The 25,840-nt window shown below is 72.5% G+C and carries 28 protein-coding genes; 16 read left to right on the plus strand and 12 right to left on the minus strand.

Translation table 11 applies throughout. The features are described from left to right. Window positions 1-73 precede the first annotated feature (73 nt). The 6 genes from PS467_RS33345 (at window position 74) to PS467_RS33370 (ending at window position 5,506) form a co-directional block, all read left to right on the plus strand. Entirely contained in the window at window positions 74-541 is a 468-nt protein-coding gene (locus PS467_RS33345; RefSeq protein WP_311038333.1) for a nuclear transport factor 2 family protein, read from the plus strand. A gap of 91 nt (window positions 542-632) precedes the next feature. Next, entirely contained in the window at window positions 633-1,661 is a 1,029-nt protein-coding gene (gene argC / locus PS467_RS33350; protein WP_311038334.1) for an N-acetyl-gamma-glutamyl-phosphate reductase, read from the plus strand. Beyond that, window positions 1,658-2,812, plus strand: a complete 1,155-nt coding sequence (gene argJ / locus PS467_RS33355; protein WP_311038335.1) for a bifunctional glutamate N-acetyltransferase/amino-acid acetyltransferase ArgJ — start codon at window positions 1,658-1,660, stop codon at window positions 2,810-2,812. The genes argC and argJ overlap by 4 nt, the downstream gene beginning before the upstream one ends. Beyond that, a complete protein-coding gene (argB, locus tag PS467_RS33360) occupies window positions 2,809-3,750 on the plus strand; it encodes an acetylglutamate kinase (protein ID WP_311038336.1) in 942 nt (313 codons plus the stop codon). Before argJ ends, argB begins: the two co-directional genes overlap by 4 nt. Continuing rightward, entirely contained in the window at window positions 3,747-4,949 is a 1,203-nt protein-coding gene (locus tag PS467_RS33365; RefSeq protein ID WP_311038337.1) for an acetylornithine transaminase, read from the plus strand. Before argB ends, PS467_RS33365 begins: the two co-directional genes overlap by 4 nt. Before the next feature lie 8 nt (window positions 4,950-4,957). Further along, a complete protein-coding gene (locus tag PS467_RS33370) occupies window positions 4,958-5,506 on the plus strand; it encodes an arginine repressor (RefSeq protein WP_268975411.1) in 549 nt (182 codons plus the stop codon). A 52-nt stretch (window positions 5,507-5,558) separates the two neighbouring features. Here the strand turns inward: PS467_RS33370 and PS467_RS33375 are convergent, their stop codons facing one another. Both PS467_RS33375 and PS467_RS33380 read right to left on the minus strand, forming a co-directional pair. Then, window positions 5,559-6,584 carry a bile acid:sodium symporter family protein gene (locus PS467_RS33375; RefSeq protein ID WP_311038338.1) on the minus strand — a complete coding sequence of 342 codons (1,026 nt, stop codon included), beginning with the start codon at window positions 6,582-6,584 and terminating at the stop codon, window positions 5,559-5,561. Window positions 6,585-6,650: 66 nt separating this feature from the next. Continuing rightward, window positions 6,651-7,241 (minus strand): pyridoxamine 5'-phosphate oxidase family protein, encoded by a 591-nt coding sequence (locus tag PS467_RS33380; protein WP_311038339.1) that lies wholly within the window; start codon window positions 7,239-7,241, stop codon window positions 6,651-6,653. A 51-nt stretch (window positions 7,242-7,292) separates the two neighbouring features. Between PS467_RS33380 and PS467_RS33385 the strand changes: the two genes are divergently transcribed. Continuing rightward, the gene (locus PS467_RS33385) at window positions 7,293-7,715 is read left to right on the plus strand and encodes a DUF488 domain-containing protein (protein WP_311038340.1); all 423 of its coding nucleotides are present in this window, start codon (window positions 7,293-7,295) and stop codon (window positions 7,713-7,715) included. Window positions 7,716-7,780: 65 nt separating this feature from the next. Here the strand turns inward: PS467_RS33385 and PS467_RS33390 are convergent, their stop codons facing one another. The 6 genes from PS467_RS33390 to PS467_RS33415 all read right to left on the minus strand — a co-directional run bounded on the left by PS467_RS33390 (window position 7,781) and on the right by PS467_RS33415 (window position 12,979). Beyond that, a complete protein-coding gene (locus PS467_RS33390; protein ID WP_311038341.1) occupies window positions 7,781-8,575 on the minus strand; it encodes an FAD:protein FMN transferase in 795 nt (264 codons plus the stop codon). Beyond that, complete coding sequence (locus tag PS467_RS33395; RefSeq protein ID WP_311038342.1) at window positions 8,572-9,048, minus strand: FMN-binding protein; 477 nt, start codon at window positions 9,046-9,048, stop codon at window positions 8,572-8,574. The genes PS467_RS33390 and PS467_RS33395 overlap by 4 nt, the downstream gene beginning before the upstream one ends. A gap of 13 nt (window positions 9,049-9,061) precedes the next feature. After that, on the minus strand, window positions 9,062-10,390 hold the full coding sequence (locus tag PS467_RS33400; RefSeq protein WP_311040038.1) for a ferredoxin reductase family protein: 1,329 nt from the start codon (window positions 10,388-10,390) through the stop codon (window positions 9,062-9,064). A 145-nt stretch (window positions 10,391-10,535) separates the two neighbouring features. Further along, entirely contained in the window at window positions 10,536-11,612 is a 1,077-nt protein-coding gene (locus PS467_RS33405) for an NADH:flavin oxidoreductase/NADH oxidase (protein WP_311038343.1), read from the minus strand. 153 nt (window positions 11,613-11,765) lie between these two features. Next, window positions 11,766-12,629 carry an endonuclease/exonuclease/phosphatase family protein gene (locus PS467_RS33410; protein WP_311038344.1) on the minus strand — a complete coding sequence of 288 codons (864 nt, stop codon included), beginning with the start codon at window positions 12,627-12,629 and terminating at the stop codon, window positions 11,766-11,768. A gap of 89 nt (window positions 12,630-12,718) precedes the next feature. After that, window positions 12,719-12,979: a hypothetical protein gene (locus tag PS467_RS33415; protein WP_311038345.1), complete on the minus strand. Its 261-nt coding sequence runs from the start codon at window positions 12,977-12,979 to the stop codon at window positions 12,719-12,721. A 110-nt stretch (window positions 12,980-13,089) separates the two neighbouring features. Here PS467_RS33415 and PS467_RS33420 point away from each other — a divergent pair, with 110 nt between their 5' ends. The 3 genes from PS467_RS33420 to PS467_RS33430 all read left to right on the plus strand — a co-directional run bounded on the left by PS467_RS33420 (window position 13,090) and on the right by PS467_RS33430 (window position 16,875). After that, window positions 13,090-14,286 carry an argininosuccinate synthase gene (locus PS467_RS33420; protein ID WP_311038346.1) on the plus strand — a complete coding sequence of 399 codons (1,197 nt, stop codon included), beginning with the start codon at window positions 13,090-13,092 and terminating at the stop codon, window positions 14,284-14,286. A 142-nt stretch (window positions 14,287-14,428) separates the two neighbouring features. Then, a complete protein-coding gene (gene argH / locus PS467_RS33425; RefSeq protein WP_268975419.1) occupies window positions 14,429-15,859 on the plus strand; it encodes an argininosuccinate lyase in 1,431 nt (476 codons plus the stop codon). Window positions 15,860-15,882: 23 nt separating this feature from the next. Then, complete coding sequence (locus PS467_RS33430) at window positions 15,883-16,875, plus strand: aldo/keto reductase (RefSeq protein WP_311038347.1); 993 nt, start codon at window positions 15,883-15,885, stop codon at window positions 16,873-16,875. A gap of 77 nt (window positions 16,876-16,952) precedes the next feature. On the opposite strand, the gene PS467_RS33435 is transcribed toward PS467_RS33430, so the two are convergent. Further along, a complete protein-coding gene (locus PS467_RS33435; protein ID WP_268977206.1) occupies window positions 16,953-17,756 on the minus strand; it encodes an alpha/beta fold hydrolase in 804 nt (267 codons plus the stop codon). A 671-nt stretch (window positions 17,757-18,427) separates the two neighbouring features. Further along, window positions 18,428-19,102, minus strand: a complete 675-nt coding sequence (locus PS467_RS33440; RefSeq protein WP_432280671.1) for a lysophospholipid acyltransferase family protein — start codon at window positions 19,100-19,102, stop codon at window positions 18,428-18,430. A 285-nt stretch (window positions 19,103-19,387) separates the two neighbouring features. Between PS467_RS33440 and PS467_RS33445 the strand changes: the two genes are divergently transcribed. The 3 genes from PS467_RS33445 to PS467_RS33455 all read left to right on the plus strand — a co-directional run bounded on the left by PS467_RS33445 (window position 19,388) and on the right by PS467_RS33455 (window position 21,819). Then, window positions 19,388-20,545, plus strand: a complete 1,158-nt coding sequence (locus PS467_RS33445) for a glycerophosphodiester phosphodiesterase (protein WP_311038348.1) — start codon at window positions 19,388-19,390, stop codon at window positions 20,543-20,545. A 128-nt stretch (window positions 20,546-20,673) separates the two neighbouring features. Next, window positions 20,674-21,195 carry a sigma-70 RNA polymerase sigma factor region 4 domain-containing protein gene (locus tag PS467_RS33450; RefSeq protein ID WP_268975422.1) on the plus strand — a complete coding sequence of 174 codons (522 nt, stop codon included), beginning with the start codon at window positions 20,674-20,676 and terminating at the stop codon, window positions 21,193-21,195. Between the two features lie 120 nt (window positions 21,196-21,315). Then, on the plus strand, window positions 21,316-21,819 hold the full coding sequence (locus PS467_RS33455; RefSeq protein WP_268975423.1) for a GNAT family N-acetyltransferase: 504 nt from the start codon (window positions 21,316-21,318) through the stop codon (window positions 21,817-21,819). A gap of 146 nt (window positions 21,820-21,965) precedes the next feature. Here PS467_RS33455 and PS467_RS33460 read toward each other — a convergent pair whose 3' ends face one another. Then, the gene (locus tag PS467_RS33460; protein WP_268975424.1) at window positions 21,966-22,385 is read right to left on the minus strand and encodes a hypothetical protein; all 420 of its coding nucleotides are present in this window, start codon (window positions 22,383-22,385) and stop codon (window positions 21,966-21,968) included. Next, window positions 22,378-22,746, minus strand: a complete 369-nt coding sequence (locus tag PS467_RS33465; RefSeq protein ID WP_311038349.1) for a hypothetical protein — start codon at window positions 22,744-22,746, stop codon at window positions 22,378-22,380. Before PS467_RS33465 ends, PS467_RS33460 begins: the two co-directional genes overlap by 8 nt. A 148-nt stretch (window positions 22,747-22,894) precedes the next feature. Here PS467_RS33465 and PS467_RS33470 point away from each other — a divergent pair, with 148 nt between their 5' ends. The 3 genes from PS467_RS33470 to PS467_RS33480 all read left to right on the plus strand — a co-directional run bounded on the left by PS467_RS33470 (window position 22,895) and on the right by PS467_RS33480 (window position 25,807). Further along, window positions 22,895-23,551, plus strand: coding sequence for an HAD-IA family hydrolase (locus PS467_RS33470; protein ID WP_311038350.1), 657 nt, complete (start codon window positions 22,895-22,897; stop codon window positions 23,549-23,551). Window positions 23,552-23,954: 403 nt separating this feature from the next. After that, window positions 23,955-25,010, plus strand: coding sequence for a methionine ABC transporter ATP-binding protein (locus PS467_RS33475; protein ID WP_311038351.1), 1,056 nt, complete (start codon window positions 23,955-23,957; stop codon window positions 25,008-25,010). Continuing rightward, entirely contained in the window at window positions 25,007-25,807 is an 801-nt protein-coding gene (locus PS467_RS33480) for a methionine ABC transporter permease (protein WP_311038352.1), read from the plus strand. Before PS467_RS33475 ends, PS467_RS33480 begins: the two co-directional genes overlap by 4 nt. The last annotated feature ends 33 nt before the right edge of the window (window positions 25,808-25,840 follow it).

The raw sequence follows: 25,840 nt of genomic DNA on the forward strand, positions 1-25,840 counted from the left end.
CCGGACCCGTCCGGCCGGGGCGGTTTCCGCCCCGGCACCGTGCGCGGACGCTCGGCCCCGCAGGAGGGAACCCATGAGCACGGCACCCGACTCGCCCGGTGCCCCCGCCCCGGCCACGGCCGGCGCGACCGCGGTGACGAACCTGATCGCCCGCTACGCACAGCTGGTGGACGCCGGGGACTTCGCCGGCGTCGGTGACCTGTTCGCCGACGCCACCTTCACCGGCAGCGGCCCCTCCGCGCACGGCCGCGACGCCGTGGCGGCGATGCTCCGCGACAGCGTGATCCGCTACGAGGACGGCACGCCCCGCACCCACCACGTCACCAGCAACATCGCCGTCGAGGTCGACGAGGAAGCCGGCACCGCCGCCGCGGACTCCTACGTCACCGTCTTCCAGGCCGCGCCCGGCCTCCCCCTCCAGCCCATCGCGGCAGGACGCTACCGCGACCGCTTCGTCCGCGACGACGGACGGTGGCGCTTCCTCGAGCGCCGGGTCCACCTCCACCTGACCGGCGACCTCAGCCACCACCTGCGCGCATAGGTCACTGGCCCGGCGCCGTGACCAGGCCGGACCTCATTGCATAAAGCTGCGATCATACGTATAGTCATGCCATACTCAAGGGAGGATGGCGATGGCGATACGTGCTGCGGTGGCAGGGGCGAGCGGATACGCGGGCGGGGAGCTGCTGCGCCTGCTGCTCGCCCACCCCGAGGTGGAGATCGGCACCCTGACCGGCAACTCCAACGCCGGGCAACCCCTCGCCCAGCTCCAGCCGCACCTGCTGCCGCTGGCCGGGCGCGTCCTGGCGCCCACCACCGCCGAGGCGCTGGCCGGGCATGACGTGGTCTTCCTGGCGCTCCCGCACGGGCAGTCCGCCGCTGTGGCCGAGCAGCTCGGCGACCAGGTGCTGGTCATCGACTGCGGCGCCGACTTCCGGCTGAAGGACGCGGCGGACTGGGAGAGGTTCTACGGTTCACCGCACGCCGGCACCTGGCCCTACGGCCTCCCCGAGCTGCCCGGGGCCCGCACCGCGCTGGCGGGGTCCAGGCGCGTCGCGGTGCCGGGCTGCTACCCCACCGCCGTCTCCCTCGCGCTCTTCCCGGCGTACGCGGCGGGGCTGCTGGAGCCCGAAGCGGTGATCGTCGCCGCCTCCGGCACCTCGGGCGCGGGCAAGGCGCCCAAGCCGCATCTGCTCGGCAGCGAGGTCATGGGCGCCATGAGCCCGTACGGCGTCGGCGGCGGCCACCGGCACACTCCCGAGATGATCCAGAACCTGTCGGCCGCGGCGGGGGAGCGGGTCTCGGTCTCCTTCACCCCGACCCTCGCCCCGATGCCCCGCGGCATCCTCGCCACCTGCAGCGCCAAGGCCAGGCCCGGAGTGACCGGGGAGAGCCTGCGGGCGGTGTACGTCAAGGCGCTGCGGGACGAGCCGTTCGTCACCCTCCTCCCCGAGGGCCAGTGGCCCTCCACCGCCGCCGTGTACGGATCCAACGCCGCGCTGCTCCAGGTCGCCCATGACGAGGCGGCCGGCCGCGCCATCGTGATCAGCGCCATCGACAACCTCACCAAGGGCACCGCGGGTGGCGCGGTGCAGAGCATGAACATCGCCCTCGGCCTCCCCGAGGAGCTGGGACTTTCCACGATCGGAGTCGCTCCATGAGCGTTACGGCAGCCCAGGGCTTCACGGCCTCCGGTGTCGCGGCAGGGATCAAGGAGAACGGAAACCCCGATCTCGCACTCGTGGTGAACACCGGCCCGCGCCTGGCCGCCGCGGCCGTCTTCACCTCCAACCGGGTCAAGGCCGCCCCCGTCCTGTGGTCCGAGCAGGTCATCAAGGGCGGTCAGGTCTCCGCCGTCGTCCTCAACTCCGGTGGCGCCAACGCCTGCACCGGCCCGCTGGGCTTCCAGGACACCCACGCCACCGCGGAGAAGGTCGCCGACGTCCTCGGCCACAGCGCGGGCGAGGTCGTCGTCGCCTCCACCGGACTGATCGGCGTCCGGCTGCCCATGGACGCGGTGCTGTCCGGGGTGGACAAGGCCGCCGACGCGCTCTCCGCGCACGGCGGCGAGAAGGCCGCCATCGCCATCAAGACCACCGACACCGTCCACAAGACGGCCGTCGCCACCAGCCCGGCCGGCTGGACCGTCGGCGGTATGGCCAAGGGCGCCGGGATGCTGGCCCCGGGCCTGGCCACCATGCTCGTCGTCCTCACCACCGACGCCGACCTGGACGCCCCCGGCCTGGACACCGCGCTGCGCGCCGCCACCCGCACCACCTTCGACCGGATCGACTCCGACGGCTGCATGTCCACCAACGACATGGTGCTGCTGATGGCCTCCGGCGCCTGTGGTGTCACGCCCGACGCCGCGGAGTTCGCCGAGGCGGTCCGCGCGGTCTGCGCCGACCTCGCCCGCCAGCTGATCGGGGACGCCGAGGGCGCCTCCAAGGACATCCGGATCGAGGTCGTGGGCGCGGCCACCGAGGACGACGCCGTGGAGGTGGGCCGCTCCATCGCCCGCAACAACCTCCTCAAGTGCGCCATCCACGGCGAGGACCCCAACTGGGGCCGGGTGCTGTCCGCGATCGGCACCACCTCCGCCGCCTTCGAACCGGACCAGCTCAACGTGGCCATCAACGGCGTCTGGGTGTGCAAGAACGGCTCGGTCGGCGAGGACCGCGAGCTGGTCGACATGCGCTACCGCGAGGTCCGCATCACCGCCGACCTGTCCGCGGGCAGCGAATCGGCCGTGATCTGGGCCAACGACCTGACCGCCGACTACGTCCACGAGAACAGCGCGTATTCCTCATGAGCCAGCCGACCGCCCGTAAACACACCGCCCTGCCCAAGGCCCGCATCCTCATCGAGGCGCTGCCCTGGCTGACCCGCCACCACGGCAAGACCGTGGTGATCAAGTTCGGCGGCAACGCCATGGTCGACGACGAGCTGAAGGCCGCCTTCGCCCAGGACGTCGTCTTCCTGCGCCATGCGGGCCTGCGCCCCGTCGTGGTCCACGGCGGCGGCCCCCAGATCAGCGCCCAGCTCGACCGGCACGGCCTGGTGAGCGAGTTCAAGGCGGGGCTGCGGGTCACCACCGACGAGGCCATGGATGTCGTACGGATGGTGCTGGCCGGACAGGTCCAGCGCGAACTGGTCGGGCTGCTCAACCGGCACGGCCCGCTGGCCGTCGGCATGACCGGCGAGGACGCGCATCTGATGTCCGCCACCAAGCACTTCGCCGAGATAGACGGCGAGCGGGTGGACATCGGCCGGGTCGGCCAGATCACCGAGCTGGACACCGGCGCGGTCCAGGCGCTGCTGGACGACGGCCGCATCCCGGTCGTCTCCTCCATCGCCCGCAGCGCCGACGACGGCCACGTCTACAACGTGAACGCGGATACGGCGGCGGCCGCGCTCGCCGCCGCGCTGGGCGCCGAGACGCTGATGGTGCTCACCGACGTCGAGGGCCTGTACGCCGACTGGCCCGACAGCGACGAGGTGATCAGCAAGCTCACCGCGAGCCAGCTGGAGAAGCTGCTGCCGGAGCTGGCCAGCGGCATGGTGCCGAAGATGGAGGGATGCCTGTACGCCGTGCGCAACGGCGTCAGCACCGCCCGTGTCCTCGACGGGCGCGTCCAGCACTCCATCCTGCTGGAGATCTTCACCGACGAGGGCATCGGCACGATGGTCCTGCCGGACGGGGCCGTACCCCATCAGAATGACAACGACCCCCAGGGGGAGGACCAGTGAGCAACGAGGAGCTGACGCGGCGCTGGCAGGGGGCGCTGATGGACAACTACGGCACCCCCCGCGTCCCGCTCACCCACGGCGAGGGCGGCAAGGTCTGGGACGCGGACGGCAAGGAGTACCTCGACTTCGTCGGCGGGATCGCCGTCAACTCCCTCGGCCACGCCCACCCCGCCGTGGTGCGGGCCGTGTCCGACCAGATCGCCACCCTCGGCCATGTCTCCAACCTCTTCGTCGCCGAACCCCCGGTGGCGCTCGCCGAGCGGCTGCTCCAGCTCTTCGGCCGCTCCGGGCGCGTGTACTTCTCCAACTCCGGCGCGGAGGCGGTCGAGGCCGCCTTCAAGATCGGGCGGCGCACCGGACGCACCCATATGGTGGCCACCACCGGCGGCTTCCACGGCCGCACCATGGGCGCCCTCGCGCTGACCGGCCAGCCCGCCAAGCAGGACCCCTTCCGTCCGCTGCCCGGCGACGTCACCCATGTGCCGTACGGGGACGTGGAGGCGCTGCGCGCGGCCGTCACCACCGACACCGCCTTCGTCATCGTGGAGCCCATCCAGGGCGAGAACGGCGTCATCGTGCCGCCGGCCGGCTACCTCGCGGCGGCGCGCGAGATCACCCGGGCCACCGGCACCCTGCTGGTGCTCGACGAGATCCAGACCGGCATCGGCCGGACCGGGCACTGGTTCGAGCACCAGGCGCAGGGTGTCGAGCCCGATGTCGTCACCCTCGCCAAGGGGCTCGGCGCCGGGCTGCCGATCGGCGCCACCATCGCCTTCGGGCCCGCGGCCGAGCTGCTGACCCCGGGCCAGCACGGCTCCACCTTCGGCGGGAACCCCGTCGCCTGCGCCGCCGCGCTCGCCGTCCTGGAGACCATTGCCGCCGACGGCATCCTGGACCGGGTCAAGCGGGCGGGGGAGCGGCTGCGTAACGGAATCGAATCACTCGACCACGCTCTGGTGGACCGGGTCCGTGGCGCCGGGCTGCTGCTCGGTATCGTGCTCACCGAGTCCCTCGCGCCGCAGGTGCAGCAGGCGGCTCAGGACGCGGGACTCCTGGTGAACGCGGTCGCGCCGGATGTGGTCCGGCTCGCCCCGCCGCTCGTCGTCGCCGACGACGAGGTGGACACCTTCCTCCGGGAGCTGCCCGCCGTCCTGGACGCCGTCCACGAGGGTCACGGGGAACGACGAGCCGGAGACTGACGACACCGATGACCGAGGCGCAGCACACCGACGCACAGGACGCCAACCACGGACCGGCCCTGCCGCACACCCGCACCGCACGCCACCGCCGGATCGTGGACATCCTGAACCGGCAGCCCGTGCGCTCCCAGAGCCAGCTCGCCAAGCTTCTCGCCGACGACGGGCTCTCCGTCACCCAGGCGACGCTCTCCCGGGACCTTGACGAGCTGGGCGCGGTGAAGATCCGCAACACCGGCGGTGAGCTGATCTACGCGGTGCCGAGCGAGGGCGGCGACCGTACGCCGCGCGCCCCGCTCGGCGAGTCGGCGAGCGAGGCGCGGATGGCCCGGCTGGCGGGCGAGCTGCTGATCTCGGCGGAGGCGTCGGCCAACCTCGTGGTGCTGCGCACTCCGCCGGGCGCCGCCCAGTTCCTCGCCTCGGCCATCGACTCGGCGGAGCTGCACGACATCCTCGGCACCATCGCGGGCGATGACACCCTCCTGCTGATCAGCCGCGACCCGGCGGGCGGCCAGCCGCTCGCCGACCATCTGCTGCGGCTGGCCCAGAAGGAGCGTTAGCGCCCTTCCGGCGGATGATCTGCGCGCCGGCACTCCCCGGAGTGCCGGCGCGTCAGTCCGCTGACGCGTCGGCGCGGCGCCGGGCCCGGTACGACATCCAGGCCGCGACCAGCGCACCGGAGACGTTGTGCCACACCGAGAACACGGCGGCCGGGAGCGCGGCCAGCGGGCTGAAGTGGGCGGCGGCCAGGGAGGCGGCGAGCCCGGAGTTCTGCATGCCGACCTCGAAGGCCATGGCGCGGCTGGCGGGCGCGCCCAGCCGGGCCACCTTGCCCGCCCCGTACCCCAGCGCCAGGCCGAGCCCGTTGTGGAGCACCACGGCCAGCAGCACCAGCGCCGCCGCCGACTTGATGGTGTCCGCGCTGGCCGCCACCACGACCGCGACGATCACGCCGATCGTGACGGCCGACAGCCAGGGCAGCAGCCCCAGCACCCGGTGGATGAACCGCCCGGCGAACAGCCGGACCACCAGCCCCGCGACCACCGGCAGCAGCACGGTCTTGAGGATGTCGGTGACCATCGAGCCCGCGTCCACCGGCAGGAACTCCCCGGCCAGCAGCAGCGTCAGCGGCGGGGTGACCAGCGGTGCGAGCACCGTGGAGACGGTGGCGACGGACACCGACAGCGCCACATCGCCGCGCGCCAGGTACGTCACCACGTTCGAGGCCGTACCGCTCGGCGCGCAGCCGACCAGGATGACGCCGGCCGCCAGCTGGGGGGAGAGACCGAGGGCGTGCGCGATCAGCCACCCCAGCCCCGGCATGATCACGTAGTGCGCGACCAGTCCGAGGGCCACCGCCCACGGCCGCTTGACGACACCGGAGAAGTCCCGCGGGGTCATGGTCAGCCCCATGCAGAACATGATCACGCCGAGCAGGTAGGGCACGTCCGGAGCCCAGCCGCTGAAGGTGCCGGGCGTGCTGAGGCCGGCCGCGCCGGCGGCGAGCACCAGGATGGGGAAGACGGTGACGGCCCGCCGGGCCGCCCGGTCGGTGGAAGCGGACTCCGGCGACGAGGCGGGCGTCTGCGCCGCCGCCGTCGGGGAGTCCGCCGCGGAGCTGTTCGATTCGGAGCGCACCGCGTGATGGAACGCTTCCGGAGGCACCTTCCGCAACACCGTCTCGTTATGTGGTCACTACGCCCACTATGTGGCGGTGAGGGGCGGCAGCGGGAGCGGTAGCCCCGGCAGCCCGTCCATGCTGCTGGCGATGTGCTCCTTCTTGTGGAAGTAGCGGTCCAGCGACTCGTCGTCCTCCCGCTGGAAGCGGGAGGCGTGCAGCGGGCGGTCCTCGCGGTAGTCCATAAACGGGACCGCGTAGCCGCAGGTGTCCCGGATCAGCTCGGCGGTCACCACGATGATCGCCCGCAGCCCGTGGGCGCGGACGTCGATGTCCGGGAAGTGCTCCAGCAGCCCGGCGAAGCGCGGATCGTCACGGAACACCGGCTCGCCCCGGCCGTGGACGCGCACGATGTTCGGCGGGCCGGTGAAGGCGCACCACATCAGGGTGATCCTGCCGTTCTCCCGCAGATGGGCGACGGTCTCCGCGTTGCTCCCCGCGAAGTCCAGGTAGGCCACGGTCAGTTCGTCCAGCACGGCGAAGGAGCCGGTGAGCCCCTTCGGTGAGAGGTTCACCGTGCCGTCCCCGGCCAGCGGGGCGGTGGCGGTGAAGAAGATCTTCTGCTCTTCGATGAAGGTGCGGAGTCTGCCGTCTATGCGTTCGTACACCTTTCCCATGTGGCGCATTATCCCTGCGGATGGCGGCCAGGGCGATGGTTCCATGGGCGTATGGCCTCCAAGAAAGCCTCCGCACGAGCCTCGGCACGGTCCTCGTCACGGCCCTCCGCGACCGGGCCCGCGGTCCGGATCCGCCGGGTGTACGACACCCCCGAACCGGACGACGGCACCCGCGTCCTGGTGGACCGCGTCTGGCCGCGCGGTCTGGCCAAGGCCGACGCCCACCTGGACGAATGGACCAAGGACGCCGCCCCCTCCACCGAACTGCGCCGCTGGTACGGCCACGACCCGGACCGCTTCCCCGAGTTCACCCGCCGCTACCACGCGGAACTCGCCGACCCGGACCGCCGCGCCGCCGTCGACCACCTGCGCACCCTGGCCGCCGCCGGCCCCCTGACCCTCCTCACCGCGGTCAAGGACCTCGACCACGGCCATGTCCAGGTGCTGGCCGAGGCGATCCGCGGCCACGGCTGACCGCCGCCCCAGCCGCGGGCCATGCGCGCACTCCTCGTCGCGGCGGAGGCGGGACGGAGCCGGAGTCATACGCACAGCCCTGCCGCATAGCGGGCGAAACCGCTCGTGTGCCAGGTCGAGCCGTCGGCGGTGACGACGAACGCCTCGGCGTCGGACAGCCGTCCCAGCCAGGGGCGGGCGCGCTCGGCGTCCATCGCGCAGGCCGCCGTGGCCCAGGCGTCCGCGTCCGCCAGGCTGGTGGCGATCACGGTGACCGAGGCCGGTCCGCGCGCCGGGGGCAGTCCGGTGCGCGGGTCCAGGATGTGGCGGCCCCGCTCGGCCGGACCAGAGGTGGCCACGGCCAGTTCGCCGTGGGCCGCCACGACCGCCGCCAACTCGCCCCGGCGCAGCGGATCGGCGATGCCCACCCGCCATGGGCCGCCGTGCACCTGGACGTCGCCGCCGCCGTTCACACACACCGACCCGGCGCCCGCCGACACCAGCATCCGGGCCGCGCGCTCCACGGCCCAGCCCTTGACCAGGCCCGTCGGGTCGAGCCGCCGGCCGCCGTAGCGCGCGCTGAACCAGCCGCCGCTGCGGTGTTCGGCCACCTCGCACATCCGCAGCACCTCCCGGACCTCCGGATCGCACCGTGACAGCGTCAGCTCACCGCGGCCCAGCCGGCTGATCTGGCTGTCCCGGCGGTAGGTGGAGAACAGCTCGTCCACCCGGTGCAGCCCGGCCACGGCCCCGTCCAGCGCGGCCCGCACCCGGGGCCGGTCGGCGGCCGCGACGTCGCGCACGTCGAAGGAGAAGACCGTGCCCATGACGTGCTCGACATGGCGCAGCGGCCCGGGGCCCGCGGGGGGCTCGGCCGTCATCGGACCCCCGCCTTGTCCAGAGCGCTCTGTAAGGACCTGGCATAGCCCTCGCTCGTGTAGGTGGCGCCGGAGACCGTGTCCACCTGCGCGGCGGCCACCGCCTGCTGGTTGAGCTGGGGGACGGCGTCCTGGGCGATCTGCTCGCTCCGCGACCCGGAGTCCGGCGTCCTGACCGCCCGCGCGGCGGTGATCCTGCCGCCGCTGAGGGTGAGGCTCACCTGGACCGGGCCGTACTGCGTCCGGACGACGTCACCGGTGACCGTACGGGCATCGCCGTCGCCGGCCCGGCCGTCCGCACCGCCCCCGCCCGGCGCCGCCGTGGCCGCGACCGGGGGCGCCTGCCCCGGCTGGTTCCGGGCGACGGCCTGGCCGCCCCCCGCGCCTGGCTGCTTCAGCGCGAGCAGCAGCACCACACCGGAGACGGTCGCGGCCGTGCCCAGGACGACGCGGCGCAGCGGATGCTTCCTCTTCATGGCTTCACCTCGGTCACAGCTCGAAGGATTCGTGGTGGATCCGGCGATCCGGAACCCCCGCCGCACGCAGCGCCCCGTACGCGTGCTCGGCCAGGCCCGGCGGGCCGCACAGATAGACGTCGTGGTCCTCGATGTCGGGAAGCACCTGACGCAGCCGCTCCGCGGTGATCTCCGGCCGGGCGCCGTCCGGCCCGTTCACGGCGTACAGCAGCCGGGCCCCGCGCTCGGTCGCGATCTGCTTCAGCTCGTCCCACAGCGCCAGGTCCGCCACGCTGCGGGCCCGGTACAGCAGGGTGAGGTCACCGCCCTTGCCGGGCAGCGTCTCGAACAGCGCCCGGATCGGCGTGACTCCCGCCCCGCCCGCGATCATCAGCACCTTGCCCCGGCTGCGCCGCGCCGCGGTCATCGCCCCGTACGGGCCCTCCGCCCACACCCGCGTCCCCGGCGCCAGCGAGGCGAGCCGGGTGCTGTGGGCGCCCACCGCCTTCACCGTGATGCGCAGCAGCTCCGGCCGCGGCGGCGCGGAGAGGGAGTACGGATGGGAACCCCAGCGCATCCCCGGCGCCAGGAACCGCCACCGGAAGAACTGCCCCGCCTGCGCCCCGATCCGGTGCAGCCTGCGCCCCTCGATCAGCACCGACACCACCCCGGGCGCCTCCGGCACGACGGCCGCCACCCGCATCCGGTGCCGCAGGTTCAGCCGCAGCGGCACCAGCAGCCGGTACCAGACCACGAGGGCGGTGACCGTGCCGTACAGCGCGTACCAGGCGGTCTCGGCGGTCTGGTGCCCGACGAACTCGGCGCCCGTGGCGAGCTGGTGCCAGAACGTCAGGAAGACCGCCCCATAGGTGAACAGATGCAGGTAGTACCACACCTCGTACGGCATCCGGCGGCGCACCACCCCCGCCGAGACCAGCCCGACCACCACCAGCGCCGCGGTGCCGGCCGTCGCCTCGATCATCTCCGGGTAGTTCATGACCACGGTCACGGTCTGGTCGGCGAGGCCGGTGCCCGCCTGCTGGGCGTACCCCGCGAGGGTCAGCCCGACATGCGTCACGATCAGGCACAGCGCATACCGCCCGCTCATCGCGTGCCACCGCGCCACCCGGTCCGACCCCACCCGCCGCTCCAGCGCCGGAACGCGCGCCATCTGGAGGACGACGAGGGCGAGGACGTACCCGCCGAGCAGCCCGCTGAGCCGCCCGGCGTGGGTGAGCCACTGCGCGGTGCCGTCGACGTTCGGCGTGTTCCGCCACCACAGCGACCACACCGCCGCCGCGCCCGCCCAGCTGAGCAGGATCAACGGCACGGCGGGCGAACGGCGGGGCCGGATGCGGCGCATGGCCTGCCGCCGCCCGGCCCGGCTGTTCAGTAGCGTCGTCACGGCCTGTCCCCTTCCCTTGGGCTCCGGCGCAAGGGGGTACGGCCGGGAGTGCGGGATGACTCAACGGCCGCGGGGATTCACCGGCGGGGCTTCCGGCGACCGCTCAGGGACGCCAGCCGTACTGCGGCGGAATCCGCACATCGCCGCCCAGTTCGCGGGCGGCCCGCCGGGCCCAGGTGGGCTCGCGCAGCAGCTGGCGGCCGATCAGCACCGCGTCCGCCTCGCCCGCCGCGAGGATCTTCTCCGCCTGCTCGGGCTCGGTGATCTCGCCGACCGCCGCCACCGGCATCTCCGTCTCGCGCCGGACCCGGGCGGCGAACGGCACCTGGTAGCCCGGCCCGACCGGGATGGTCACACCGGCCGCGTTGCCCCCGGTGGAGACGTCCATCAGGTCCACGCCGTGCTCGGTGAGGACGCGGGCGAGGGCGACGGTCTCATCGGGGGTCCAGCCGCCCTCCTGAAGCCAGTCGGTGGCCGAGACGCGGAAGAAGAGCGGGAGCTCCTCCGGCCAGACCTCGCGTACCGCGTCGACGACCTCGACGGCGAACCGGACGCGGTTGTCGAAGCTGCCGCCGTAGGCGTCGGTGCGGCGGTTGCTGTGCGCGGAGAGGAAGTTGCCGATCAGGTAGCCGTGGGCGCCGTGGATCTCGATGACCTGGAAACCGGCGGCGAGGGCGAGGCGGGCCGAGGCGCGCCACCGGTCGACGACCTCGTGGATCTCCTCGACGGTCAGCTCGTGCGGGACCTTCAGGCCCGGGTACGGCTCGGCGCTCGGGCCGACCGGCTGCCAGCCGTGCTCGTCGGGAGCGACCGGGCGGTCGCCCTCCCAGGGCCGGCTGGTGGATGCCTTGCGGCCGGCGTGGGCGAGCTGGATGCCGGGGACGGTGCCCTGGCTCTTGAGGAAATCGGTGATCCGGCGCAGGCCGCCGGCCTGCGTCTCGTTCCACAGTCCGAGGTCGTGGGGGGAGATCCGGCCCTCGGGCGACACCCCGGTGGCCTCCATGATGATCAGCCCGGTGCCGCCCGCCGCCCGCGCTCCGTAGTGCTGGAAGTGCCAGTCCGTGGGCACGCCTTCGGCGAGACCCGTGGGGGCGGCGGAGTACATGCACATCGGGGGCATCCACACCCGGTTGGGGATCGTGACGGAACGCAGGGTGTAGGGCTCGAACAGGGAACTCACAAAAACTCCGTACCAGGGGGTTGGGGGAGGCGGCACCGAAAGATGCCGACGAGGCGCATTAGCAGCGCCTCGCATATATCCTCGCCCGAAATAGGCCGCGTATGCAAATAATGGCGCCCGGTCCGGCCCGCTCCGGTCCCGCCGCGTGTCGGCTCAACGCCGTCGGCGCGCCGCGGGCATCAGCAGATCGCTCACCACCGGCAGGTGGTCGGAGGCTTCGGGGTCCACCGTGACCACCTCGGCGGCGAGCGGGCCGATGTCGTGGGAGGCGAGGAGGTAGTCGATACGGGCGTGCGGGTCGGCGGCGTCGTAGGTGAAGCCGTCCCCGGTGCCGGCCTTTGTCCACACGTCGTCGAGCACACCGGTCAGGGTGCGGATCTCCGGGGCCTCGGACGTGGCGTTCAGATCGCCGACCAGGACGGTGCGCCCGGGGTTCGGCCCGAGGAGTTCGGCGATCCGGGCGGACTGCCGCTCGCGCTCCCGGCCGTCGTCGTGCTGAAGGTGCGTCACGGCGAAGGTGACGCGCGTACCGCCCACGTCCAGCGTGGCCCGGAGCAGACCGCGCTGCTCATGGCCGGGGACGAGCGGAAGGTGGGTGTTGGTCCAGGACAGGATCGGCCGGCGGGAGAGCACCGCGGTGCCGTACTGACGGCGCGGCCGGCCGGGCTCCTCCGGGTCCAGGTCGAGGTTGGCGCCGAAGGCGTACCGCATGCCCAGCCGCTCGCCCAGCCAGGCCGGCTGGTCGGCGAAGCCGCTGCGCCGCCAGTACCGGTCGACCTCCTCCAGGCCGATGACGTCCACTCCCAGGGCCTCGATCACCTGGGCGACGCGCTCCAGGTCCAGTACGTCGGCCGGGCTCGCGCCATGGTGGATGTTGAACGTGGCCACGCGCAGCCGCTCCTCCGTACCCGTGGCGGCCGCCGCCGCCCAGGCCGTCCCGGTGGCGGCGGTGGTGCCGAGGCCGATCGCCGCGGCGAGGAACCGGCGGCGGCCGGGAACAGTGATCAGGTGATCCATGCCGGTCAGCGTGCGTTCCGGTGCCGAACGTGGCCCCACGGCGCCGCTCACCGCGCCCGTACGTCCACCGTCCGGACGAGCCGCCGGCCTCACCGACGATCGAACTTGATCGGGTAGGACACCGTCGAGCGCGGCTCGGGCTGCTTCTTGTCGCCCTTCTTATCGCCCTTCTCGCTCTGGAAGTGGACGGGATACCGGTCCTTCTGGTCCGACTCGCCGTCGCGGGTGTTGCCGTCACCGTGGTTGTTGATCCACAGGACCCCCGCCACGATCGCTCCGAACACCATCATCTGCTTCTTCTGCACGGGTCCCGACTCCCCCTCGGTCCACAGCTGCGCTCTCCGCGTCATCCATGGTGACAGCACCGACCCGCCGGACAACCCTCTTGGGGCGCTTTGACGAAACATGCGGCCCAGTGCATACTTATACCTACGACCGTATGAAACGTAAGGAGGGACCCGTGACCGAGCGCGTCGTACTCGCCTATTCAGGCGGCCTGGACACCTCCGTCGCCATTGGCTGGATCGCCGAGGAGACGGGTGCCGAGGTCATCGCCGTCGCCGTGGACGTCGGCCAGGGTGGCGAGGACCTGGACGTCATCCGTAAGCGCGCGCTCGCCTGCGGGGCGGTCGAGGCGGAGGTCGCGGACGCGAAGGACGAGTTCGCCACGGAGTACTGCCTTCCGGCGATCAAGGCCAACGCGCTGTACATGGACCGCTATCCGCTGGTCTCCGCCCTGTCGCGGCCCGCCATCGTGAAGCACCTGGTCGCCGCCGCCCGCAAGCACGGCGCCGGGATCGTCGCCCACGGCTGCACCGGCAAGGGGAACGACCAGGTGCGGTTCGAGGCGGGCATCTCCTCCCTCGCACCGGATCTGACCTGCATCGCGCCGGTCCGGGACTACGCGATGACCCGGGACAAGGCGATCGCCTTCTGCGAGGCCAAGGGCCTGCCGATCGCGACCACCAAGAAGTCCCCGTACTCGATCGACCAGAACGTCTTCGGGCGGGCCGTGGAGACCGGCTTCCTGGAGGACATCTGGAACGCGCCGATCGAGGACGTGTACGAGTACACCTCCGACCCGGCCACCCCGCGCGAGGCCGACGAGGTGATCATCACCTTCGAGAAGGGCGTCCCGGTCGCGATCGACGGCGAGCCGGTCACCGTGCTCCAGGCCATCCAGCGGCTCAACGAGCGGGCGGGTGCCCAGGGTGTCGGCCGGATCGACATGGTCGAGGACCGGCTGGTGGGGATCAAGTCCCGGGAGGTCTACGAGGCCCCCGGCGCCATCGCGCTGATCACCGCCCACCAGGAGCTGGAGAGCGTCACCGTCGAGCGCGAGCTGGCCCGCTACAAGCGGCAGGTCGAGCAGCGGTGGGGCGAGCTGGTCTATGACGGACTGTGGTTCTCGCCGCTCAAGCGGGCGCTGGACGGATTCATCGCCGAGGCGAACGAGCAGGTCTCCGGCGAGATCCGGATGACCCTGCACGGCGGCCGGGCCGTGGCCACCGGGCGCCGGTCGCGGCAGTCGCTGTACGACTTCAACCTGGCGACCTACGACACCGGCGACACCTTCGACCAGTCCCTCTCAAAGGGCTTCATCGAGACCTTCGGCATGTCCAGCAAGATCGCCGCGAAGCGGGACCTCCAGCAGTAGCCCGCGTATCCGCGTACCATCACGGACCACCTCGCCTTCCCGCCGCACGGCGGGAAGGCGGTCGTACACCCACAGCACCACCCGCAACACCAACCACAGCATCACCCGCACAGCACCACCCCACAGCCTGAGGAGCAACAGCGTGAGCAACGGCAACAGCGGTGACGTCCGGCTCTGGGGCGGCCGCTTCGCCGACGGGCCGTCCGAGGCACTGGAGAAGCTCAGCGCCTCCGTGCACTTCGACTGGCGCCTGGCGCCGTACGACATCGCCGGATCCCGCGCCCACGCCCGGGTGCTGCACTCGGCGGGGCTGCTCACCGCCGATGAGCTGGAGCGGATGCTGGCGGGACTGGACCGGTTGGAGGCCGACGTCGCCTCCGGCGCGTTCACCGGCACCATCGCCGACGAGGACGTCCACACCGCCCTGGAGCGCGGTCTGCTGGAGCGGCTGGGCCCGGACCTCGGCGGCAAGCTGCGGGCCGGACGGTCCCGCAACGACCAGATCGCCACCCTCTTCCGGATGTATCTGCGCGACCACGCCCGGATCATCGGCGGGCTGATCGCCGACCTCCAGCAGGCCCTGGTGGGGCTCGCGGAGGCGCACCCCGACGTCGCGATGCCCGGCCGCACCCACCTCCAGCACGCCCAGCCGGTGCTCTTCGCCCACCACGTCCTCGCCCATGTGCAGGCGCTGTCGCGGGACGCGGAGCGGCTGCGGCAGTGGGACGAGCGCACCGCCGTCTCGCCGTACGGCTCGGGCGCCCTGGCCGGGTCCTCGCTGGGCCTCGACCCGCAGGCGGTCGCGGCCGACCTCGGCTTCGAGCGGGGTTCGTCCGCCAACTCGCTGGACGGCACGGCCTCCCGTGACTTCGTCGCCGAGTTCGCGTTCATCACCGCGATGATCGGCGTCGATCTGTCGCGGATCGCGGAGGAGATCATCATCTGGAACACGAAGGAGTTCTCCTTCGTGACCCTCCACGACGCCTTCTCCACCGGTTCGTCGATCATGCCGCAGAAGAAGAACCCGGACATCGCGGAGCTCGCCCGCGGCAAGTCCGGCCGGCTGATCGGCAACCTCACCGGGCTGCTGGCCACGCTCAAGGCCCTGCCGCTCGCGTACAACCGCGACCTCCAGGAGGACAAGGAGCCGGTCTTCGACTCCTGCGATCAGCTGGAGGTGCTGCTCCCGGCCTTCACCGGGATGATGGCGACGCTGACCGTCAACCGCGAGCGCATGGAGGAGCTGGCCCCGGCCGGGTTCTCGCTGGCCACCGACATCGCCGAATGGCTGGTGCGGCAGGGTGTGCCGTTCCGGGTGGCGCACGAGGTCGCGGGCGCGTGCGTCAAGGAGTGCGAGCGGACGGGCATCGAGCTCGACCAGCTCACCGATGAGCAGTTCGCGAAGATCTCCCCGCATCTGACGCCCGAGGTCCGCGGCGTCCTCAACGTGCCGGGCGCGCTGGCCGCGCGCAGCGGCCGCGGCGGCACCGCCCCGGAGGCGGTGCGGGCCCAGCTCGCGGAGGTCAAGGAGGATCTGGCGGCCCAGTACGAGTGGGCCGGCGCCAAGCGCTGAACGGGAGAGGTGGGGACGGCACCATGGGTTTCGAACGTCTTGCGGAGATCGCCACCCCTGAGGCGGGGGCGGCCCGGATCGGGCTCGGCCTGGCCGCGGTCGGCCGTCCCGCCTACATCAACCTCGGCCGGGACCAGGACCTCCCGGCCGAGCGCCCGGTCGAGGTGATGCGGCAGCGCAGCCATGAGCTGCTGGACGCCGCCTACGCCGCCGGCGTGCGCTATCTGGACGCGGCGCGCTCCTACGGCCGGGCCGAGGAGTTCCTCGCCGACTGGCTGCGCGACCGGCCGGACGCCGCGCGGGACGTGGTGGTCGGCTCCAAGTGGGGCTATACGTACGTCGCGGACTGGCGTACGGACGCCGAGACCCATGAGGTCAAGGACCACGGCGTCGAGCTCTTCGAGCGGCAGCGCGGGCTGACCGACGCGCTGCTCGGCGACCGGCTGGACCTGTACCAGATCCACTCGGTGACCCCCGAGAGCCCGGCCCTCACCGACCGCGAGTTGCACACCCGGCTGGCGGCGCTGGCCGCGGAGGGGGTGACGGTCGGCGTGTCCACCAGCGGTCCGCGTCAGGCCGAGGCGATCCGCGCCGCGCTGGCCGTGGAGGTCGACGGCCGGCCGCTCTTCCGCACCATCCAGAGCACCTACAACCTGCTGGAGCCCTCGGCCGGGGCGGCACTGGCCGAGGCCCATCAGGCGGGCCGGGCGGTCATCGTCAAGGAAGCCGTGGCCAACGGCCGGCTCACCGAGGCCGCCGGCGAGCGGCTGCCGGCGGCCCTGCGCGAGGTGGCCGAGGAGACCGGCGTCACCCCCGACGCCGTCGCCCTCGCCGCGGTCCTGCACCGCCCGTGGGTGACCGTCGTCCTCTCCGGCGCGGCCACCACGGCCCAGCTGCACGCCAATCTGGCCGCCGCCGGCCTGAGCCTGGACGAGCGTCAGGTGAGCGAGCTTCAGCGGTTGGCGGAACCCGCCGAAGGCTACTGGCGACACCGCTCCGAACTGCCCTGGTCCTGAGCCCCCGCCGGGGCCGTCGGTCCCCCGGCCCGGCGATGCCGAGCAGGGCGTGCGAGGGGACGGGGGAGACGCGGGGGCTAGAGCGCGCTCAGGAACATCCGGACCGCGCGGGCGTACCCGCGCGGCGCGTCGTCATGGATCCAGTGACCGCACCCGGCGAATTCGCGCAGCCGCGTGTTGGGGCGACGGGTGGCCATCTCGTGGGCGTGGCCCGGCGGCAGCAGCGGGCTGTGCTCGCCGCGCATCAGCAGCGCGGGGCAGGTGGAGCCCAGCCAGTCGTCCCAGAAGTCACCGCACATGGCCTGCTGGGACGCCATCATGTGGCTGGGCTCGAACAGCAGCCGCCAGCCGCCCGTGGGGTCCGGTTCGGCGCTGTCCAGGAAGTACGAGGCGTCCGGGATGCCCCGGGACTCGATGGCGGCGCGCAGGTTCTCCCGGTCCACGGCCCAGGTCGGCCAGCCGGAGACGTCGAGCACCGGATGGCTGACCACCGGACGGCCCGTCACCGCGCCGATGTCCTCGACGACAAGCGCGCTCACCAGATCCGGATGGCGGGCGGCGAGGGCGTACGCGCCGACCGCGCCGGTGGAGTGGGCGACGACCGGGACCGGGCCCAGCCGCAGCTCCCGCAGCAGCGCGGCCGCGTCGGCCACGTACTCGTCCAGCGTGAACGGGCCGCCGCCACCGGTCAGTCCGTGGCCCCGCTGATCGAGGGCTATCACCCGCCGTTCGGGGGCGAGGGCGGCAGCCAGGGGCGCGTACATCCTGCCCCGGCCGAAGTGGCCGTGCAGGGCCAGAACCGGGGTGCCCGGTCCGCCGAAATCGGTCAGGGCGAACCGCCGACCGCGCAGGATGACGAAGTCGGGGGAGGGCACGGTCATCGTGGTCACCCGGGGCACCATAGCGGCCGGGATCGGCGGTGACCACCAGGGAGCGGAATCCTATCTTCCGCCTGTGCGCCGGACCATGACCCTTCACCGGCGCGCCGGCCCGCCGTGCCCCGCAATTCACCGGAACGCCAGCCGCCAGCCACCGCACCTTAGCCGGACCCCGCGGCTATGACCGAGGCGACCCGGCGACTCGACCGCGGCGGCCGGCCGTACCTCGGGCGGGCTGGCTCGGAGGGGGAACGCGGTGGCCCGGGATGCCCAGCGCGGCGGCCCGATCGCATGACTGGGGCGACCCGGTGGCTCGACCGCGACGGCCCGGCCGTACCTCCGCAGGGCCAGGCCTGAACGAAAACCCGGTGGCCCGGGATGCCCAGCGCGGTGGCCCGGCCGTATGGCCGAGGCGACTTGGCGACTCGATCGCGGCGGGCCGACCGCGCCCCGGCCAGGCCGGGCTCGGAGGGGGTCCGCGGTGGCCCGGGATGCTCAACGCGGTGGCCCGATCGCATGACTGAGGCGACCCGGTGCTCGATCGCGGCGGCCCGCTGCGCCCCGGCCAGGCCAGGCCGGGGCGGGCCTGAAGGGGAAACGCGGCGGCCCGGACATACGGCCGCGGCGGTCCGGTACCCGGACCGCCGCGGCCGTATGGCGTGCGCTCGAACCCCTCAGGCGGCCGACTTCGCCTTCGTGGCGTACATGTCCACGTACTCCTGCCCGGACAGCCGCATGACCTCGCTCATCACCTCGTCGGTCACGGCCCGCAGCACATAGCGGTCGCGGTCCATGCCCTCGTAGCGGGTGAACTCCAGCGGCTCGCCGAAGCGGACCTCCACCCGGCCCGGCCGCGGCAGCCCCTTGCCGCCCGGCTGGATCCGGTCGGTGCCGATCATCGCGAACGGCACCACGGGCGCGCCGGTCATCAGGGCGAGCCGGGCGATACCGGTGCGGCCCCGGTAGAGGCGGCCGTCGGGGGAGCGGGTGCCCTCGGGATAGATGCCGAAGACCTTGCCCTCCTCCAGCACCCGGCGCCCCGTCATCAGCGCGGCGACGCCGCCGCGTCCGCCGTCGCGGTCCACCGGGATCATGCCGACGCCGGTGAAGAACCAGGCCATCAGCCGGCCCTTGAGGCCCTTGCCCGTGACGTACTCGTCCTTGCCGATGAAGAAGACCTGACGGTCACAGACCAGCGGCAGGATCATCGAGTCGATGAAGGTGAGATGGTTCCCGGCGAGGATCACCGGGCCCGAGCCCGGAATGCGCTCGGCCCCCTCGACCCGTGGGCGGAACATCAGGCGCATCAGCGGACCGAGTACTGCCTTCAGAAACGCGAATCGGGACACGGGCCCTCCGGTCGGGGTCAAATTCTGGGGCGCGTCGCCGTGCGGTCCGTCAACCTCGTACCGCACCGTTGCGCCGATGAGGACGATACTCGCCGGTTGCGCTCCGGCGCACACCAGGTTCACCCACCTGATACGCAGTGTTGACCCACGTTCCCCACGCGTTTCGCCCGAGGTCTCCCACGCGAAAGCCGCTCCCGCCTACCATCAGCCCGTCTTCTGACCGGATTTAACAGGTGCTGGGCACGGTGGTGAACACCGTGTCGAACACCACATCAAGGAGTGCTCATGGAACGGGAGCAACAGCCCGGACGGCGCGCCCTCCTGGGGGCCGCGGCCCTCGGCGCGGGAGCGATGGCGCTGGGCGGTGCGGGCACGGCGGCGGCCGCGGGCACGGAGGCGGGCGCCGCCTCGGGCGCGCCCGGCCGGAACCGTGAGCTGCCGGTGCCCACCGTCATCGGCCACCGCGGCGCCAGCGGCTACCGGCCCGAGCACACCCTCGGCTCGTACCAGCTCGCCCTGGACATGGGCGCGGACATCGTCGAGCAGGACCTGGTCCCCACCAAGGACGGCCATCTGGTCTGCCGTCACGAGAACGACATCACGGCCACCACGGACGTCGCCTCGCACCCGGAGTTCGCCGACCGCAAGACCACCAAGACGGTCGACGGCACGAAGCTCACCGGCTGGTTCACCGAGGACTTCACCCTCGCCGAGCTGAAGACGCTGCGCGCCAAGGAGCGCATCCCGGGCACCCGTCAGCACAACACCCTCTACGACGGCCGCTGGGAGGTGCCCACCTTTGAAGAGGTGCTCCAGTGGGCCGACCGCGAGGGCCGCAAGCGGGGCCGCCGGGTCTGGCTGTACGTGGAGACCAAGCACCCCACCTACTTCCGCAAGCTCGGGCTCGGCCTCGAGGAGCCGCTGGCCAAGCTGCTGCGCCGGTACGGCCGGCACAAGAAGGACGCGGCGCTGTTCCTCCAGTCCTTCGAGCCGAGCAGCATCCAGCGGCTGCGCAAGCTGGTCGACACCCCGGCGGTCGTGCTGCTGTCCACCATCGACAGCAGGCCCTGGGACTTCGTCGAGGCGAACGACCCGCGTACGGTCCGTGACCTGGTGGGGCCCGAGGGACTGAAGTGGATCGCGAGCTACGCCCAGGGCATCGGCCCTGATTTGTCGGTCATCATCCCCCGCACGTCCGACGGCAAGCTCGGCACGCCGACCAGCGTGGTGAAGGACGCGCACGCGGCGGGGCTGGTCCTGCACCCGTACACCGTGCGCGCCGAGAACACCTTCCTCCCGGCCGACTTCCGCCGGGGCAGCGACCCCAACGCCTACGGTGACGCCTTCGGAGTGTTCAAGGCATACTTCGAGACCGGAATTGACGGAATCTTCTCCGACAACCCGGACACCGCGCTCCTCGCGGCGGCGGACTTCCGCAAGTAACGCACACGCACCTCAGAAGTGACCGCGGGGCCGCGCGAGCGTCAAGGCGCGGCCCCGCGGCTTCCCCGGTCGGGTGACGAAACCGCCCCCCGGCAACCACCCCACGACCGGGCCTCGTCCCGCCCGGCATGGACCTTGTGAAGCAGCTGGGCCCGCTGCTGGCCGCCGAGGCGGCGGCCGAGGCGCACGGCGTCGGCGTCGAGCCCGCGGAACTCGAACAGGCCGTCTGGCTACGGCTGCTGGAGCGCACCCGCGACACCGGACCGCCGCCCCACCCCGCCCGCTGGCTGCGCTGCGCCGTACGGGCCGAGGTGCGCGGGGTCAGGCGCCGGGCGCGCCGCGAGGTGCCGTACGACCCGGTGGGCGGCGGCCCGCCCAGCGGCCCCGAGCCCCGCCCCGCCGAACACGCCGTGCTGGCCGCGGAGACCCGCCGGACGCTGCGCGCGGCGGTGCGGCGGCTGCCCGGCCGCTGCCCCGCGCTGCTCGCGGCGATGCTCTCCCGCTCCGATCCCACGTACCGCGAGATCGCCGGGCAGTTGGGAATGTCACAGGGGAGTCTGGGGCCGGTACGTTCCCGATGTCTGAGTTGCCTGCGCAGAATGCTCACGGCGGAGGTTGCGGCTCCTGAACCGTGGGGAAAGGAGCGATAGACAACCGGCGCCTCGGAGGCGGACGCCGATCGGCGGCGCCTCCACCCAGGCCATGAACCCCGGTCGCACTCCTACCCTCAAGGCGACCGGCGGAACCGAGAAAAGGGGAGGCATGCGCACATGGGCATGAGCGTGACCATCTCCGCGGCGACCGCGGACGACGCCGAGCAGATCCTGAAGCTGCAGTATCTGTGCTACCAGGGCGAGGCGGAGCTCTACGGCGACTACTCCATCGAACCGCTGACGGAGTCGCTCGACGACCTGCGCGCCGAACTGAGCGAGGGCTGCGTGCTCGTCGCCCGGCTCGGCGCGGAGGTCGTCGGCTCGGTCCGCGGGGCCGTCGACGACAAGGGGACCGCCGCCATCGGCAAGCTGATCGTCCACCCGCGCATGCAGCGGCACGGCCTGGGCGGGCGGCTGCTCGCCGCGATCGAGGAGCGGCTGGCCGGGGAGCGGGCCGCCAAGCGGTACCGGCTGTTCACCGGCCACCGCAGCGAGGGCAATCTGCGGCTGTACCGCCGTTACGGCTACGCCCAGGTGGGCACCGAGGAGGTCAACCGCCGGCTGAGCCTGATCACCCTGGAGAAGGACGCCGCGGCCAGCGCGTACGCCGCGAGCGCTTAGGCGGCGGCCTGACACGGTCGATCGCCGGCCGGGCCGGGAGCCCGTCCCGGCCGGCCGGCGATCGAGGACCGGGGGCCAGGGCGGTACCCCGGCAGGCTCGTGGCGGCGCTGACCGGACCCCGCAACCCTCGCGACGCCGCGTCCGGTCAGCCCCGCCGGGCCCGTCGCAGCCACAGCAGACCCGTGACCGGCAGGAAGACGGGGATGAACAGATAGCCCATCCCGTAGTCGGACCACACCGTCTGGTCGGGGAAGGCCGAGGGGTCGGCGAGGGTCCAGGTGCCCACGGTCAGCACCCCCAGCAGCTCCGCCGCACAGCACACGAACGCCGCCTTGCGCGCGCCCTCGCCGCCGCGCACCAGCGAGACCGTGATGAACGCGTACACCACGGCGGAGACCGCCGAGAGGATGTAGGCGAGCGGGGCCTCGTGGTACTGGGCGATCAGCTGGTAGACCGAGCGGGACGCGGCGGCCACGGTGAACACGCCGTAGAGCATCACCAGCAGCCGCCCGGGGCCCTGGCCCAGTCCGGTGCGCCGCTCAACCGTTCCGGTGTCCTCAGCCACCGACGCCTCCCCAGATGTCGTACAGCCGCACCTCGAGCACGGCCAGCACCACGGCCGCCGCGGAGACCGTCGCCGACCCCCAGCGGGTCCGCTCCGCGAGCGACATGAACGCCGCGATCGGCACCGCGAGCGCCGAGCCGATGAGATACGCCACAAAGATCGCCACCCCCTGCTGGGGGTCGTCACCGCCCGCCAGCCGCACCACTCCTATGATCAGCTGCACGATCGCCAGCACGGCCACCACGGCCATGCCGATGAAGTGCCAGTCCTTGGTCGGCTGGTCCCGGTAGGTGGCGAAACCGCACCAGGCGGCGAGGAGGAGCGCGGTCACACCGAGCGCGACCGTCAGCGCGTCGATCAACGGGACCTCCGCGCGGTGCGGCGGCGCACCCGACGGCGGCGCACACAGGGAGTGACAGGCATGGGACGAGGGTAATCGGCCCGGCCGGCCGCGCTGCGCCCGGCCCCGCGCCCCGGAGCGTTCCCCGCCCCCACGTACGCTGCGGCCCATGAAGATCTCCGCTGACGCACTGTTGTTCGACAACGACGGAACCCTCGTCTCGTCCCTGGACTCGGTCCTGCGCTGCTGGACCCGCTGGGCCGAGGAGTGCGGGATCGCCGCGGAGGACTTCGCCCGGGTCGAGCTGCACGGCCGCCCGGCCGACGACATCATCGCCGACCTGCTCCCCGCCGACCGCCGCCCCTGGGCGCGGGCGCGCATCGACGAGCTGGAGCTGGCGGACGTACCGGGCGGGGTGAAGCTGCTCCCCGGCACCGCCGAGCTGCTGGCGGGGCTGCCCGCCGGGCGCTGGGCCGTGGTGACCTCGGCCAACCGCAAGCTGGCCGAGGCCCGTCTGGTCGAGGTGGGAATCCGTCCGCAGACGCTGATCAGCGCCGATGACATCACCCGCGGCAAGCCCGACCCCGAGCCCTTCCTGCTGGCCGCCGAGCGGCTGGGAGTCGACCCGGCGCGCTGTGTGGTCTTCGAGGACGCCCCGGCCGGGCTCGCGGCGGGCCGCGCGGCCGGGATGCGGACCGTGGCCTTGGCCACAACGACCGACCGCAGCGAACTGGCCGCCGACATCGTGGTCGAGGACCTGTCGGCCGTGTCCGCACGGGTGATCGACGGGGAAGACGGCGCAGTGGAGATCACCGCCCGCCTCTGAACGTTGTCCCCGGTGCCCCTCCGAGCCGTCCACGGACCGATACGCCGTGTCCGTTATGCGGGCATGCTTGATGGGTCCGCACCGGTGTCTGCTTTACTTGCAGCCATGACCACGACGAGCTGCCGCACCCTTGCGACCGAGGCGATCCGCGCGCCCGGTGCTCGTTGTCGGTGTCGAATGTGTGACAGCTGAGGGCCCCTGCCCGCGCCTCGCGCCCCGAAGCGAGACCCGCTGAGCCGGACCGTGCGCCAGATGGCGCCCGACCGGACCCGCCCCGCGTCACCGGAACCCGGAACCGCGCCCACACGCCGCGCGCCCTCGGGTTCGCCCTGCCGCGTTCCGCAATGAAGGAGCCGTGCCCGGCGGCACCAACCGCCGTGCACTCAACAGTGACGGAATCCCTGTGATCACCACCACGGACCTGACCAAGGTCTACCGCTCACGAGGCCGCGAGGTAACCGCCCTCGACGGCGTCGATCTGCACGTCCGCGAGGGTGAGGTGTACGGCGTCGTCGGCCAGAGCGGCGCCGGGAAGTCCACCCTCATCCGCTGCGTCAACCTCCTGGAGCGCCCCACCTCCGGCACGGTCAGCGTGGCCGGTCAGGACCTCACCGCGCTCGCCGGGCGGGGACAAAGGGCGGGCTCCGCGCTGCGCCAGGCGCGCAGCCGCATCGGCATGGTGTTCCAGCACTTCAACCTGCTCTCCTCGCGCACCGTGCGGGACAACGTCGAGCTGCCCCTGGAGATCCTCGGCATCTCCGGCAAGGAGCGCACCCGCAAGGCCCTGGAGCTGCTGGACCTGGTGGGTCTGGGCGACAAGGCGAAGGCGTACCCGGCGCAGCTGTCCGGCGGCCAGAAGCAGCGCGTCGGCATCGCCCGCGCACTGGCCGGCGACCCCAAGGTGCTGCTGTCGGACGAGGCGACCTCCGCGCTCGACCCCGAGACCACCCGCTCGATCCTCCAGCTGCTGCGCGACCTCAATGAGCAGCTGGGCCTGACCGTGCTGCTCATCACGCACGAGATGGACGTCGTCAAGACCATCTGCGACTCGGCCGCGCTGATGCGCGACGGGCGGGTGGTGGAGTCCGGCAAGGTCACCGAGCTGCTGGCCACGCCCGGCTCCGAGCTGGCCCAGGCGCTCTTCCCGGTCGGCGGGGTGCCCTCGGGCGAGGACCGCACCGTCGTGGACCTCACCTTCCAGGGCGAGGCGGCCACCAAGCCGGTCATCTCCCAGCTGTCCCGTACGTACAACATCGACATCTCGATCCTGGGCGCCGCGATGGAGACCGTCGGCGGCCACCAGGTCGGCCGGATGCGGATCGAGCTGCCCGGCCGGTTCGAGGAGAACGTCGTCCCGATCGGCTTCCTGCGCGAGCAGGGCCTCCAGGTCGATGTGGCGGGGGTCGCCGACGGCCCGCGCGCGAACCCGACCCCGCTGCTCAAGGAGGGCGCCAAGTGACCTGGTCCGAGATGGAGCCCCTGCTGGAACAGGCGTGTTGGGACACCCTCTACATGGTCGGCTGGTCGGCGCTGATCGCCGTCGTCGGCGGACTGCCGCTGGGCGTGCTGCTGGTCCTCACCGACCGGGGCGGAGTGCTCCAGAACGTCGTGGTGAACAAGGTCGTCGGGCAGATCGTCAACATCGCGCGCTCGATGCCGTTCATCATCCTGATGGTCGCCCTGATCTCCTTCACCCGCCTGATCGTGGGCACCACCATCGGCCCCGAGGCCGCGATCGTGCCCCTGGCCATCGGCGCCATCCCCTTCTACGCCCGGCTCGTGGAGACCTCGGTGCGCGAGGTGGACGGCGGGCTGGTGGAGGCCGTGCAGTCGATGGGCGGCTCCACCTGGACCGTCGTCCGCAAGGTGCTGCTGCCCGAGTCGCTGCCCGCGCTGATCTCCAGCGCCACCACCACGATCGTCGCGCTCATCGGCTACTCCGCGATGGCCGGCACGGTCGGCGCCGGCGGCCTGGGCGACCTGGCGGTCCGCTACGGCTACCAGCGGTTCGAGACCGACCTGATGTGGATCACCGTCGCCATCCTCGCCGTGGTCATCTCCGTCATCCAGTTCGCGGGCGACCTCGCCGCCCGCGCCCTGTCGCACCGCGGCCGCTCCTCGGTCGCCCCGCGGCTGGTGCTGCTGCGCGGCCGGGCGACGACCGAGGAGCGGCCCGGAAAGCCCGCCGCGGTCCCGGCGGCGCGAGAGGCCGGACCCGCGGAGGCCGGACCCGTGGAGCCGACCAAGGTCCCCTGAGCCCCCTCCTGTCCCCCCAACCTCCCGTCCCTA

Origin of the sequence: Streptomyces luomodiensis, from assembly GCF_031679605.1 — a bacterium.
Taxonomy (GTDB): domain Bacteria; phylum Actinomycetota; class Actinomycetes; order Streptomycetales; family Streptomycetaceae; genus Streptomyces; species Streptomyces luomodiensis.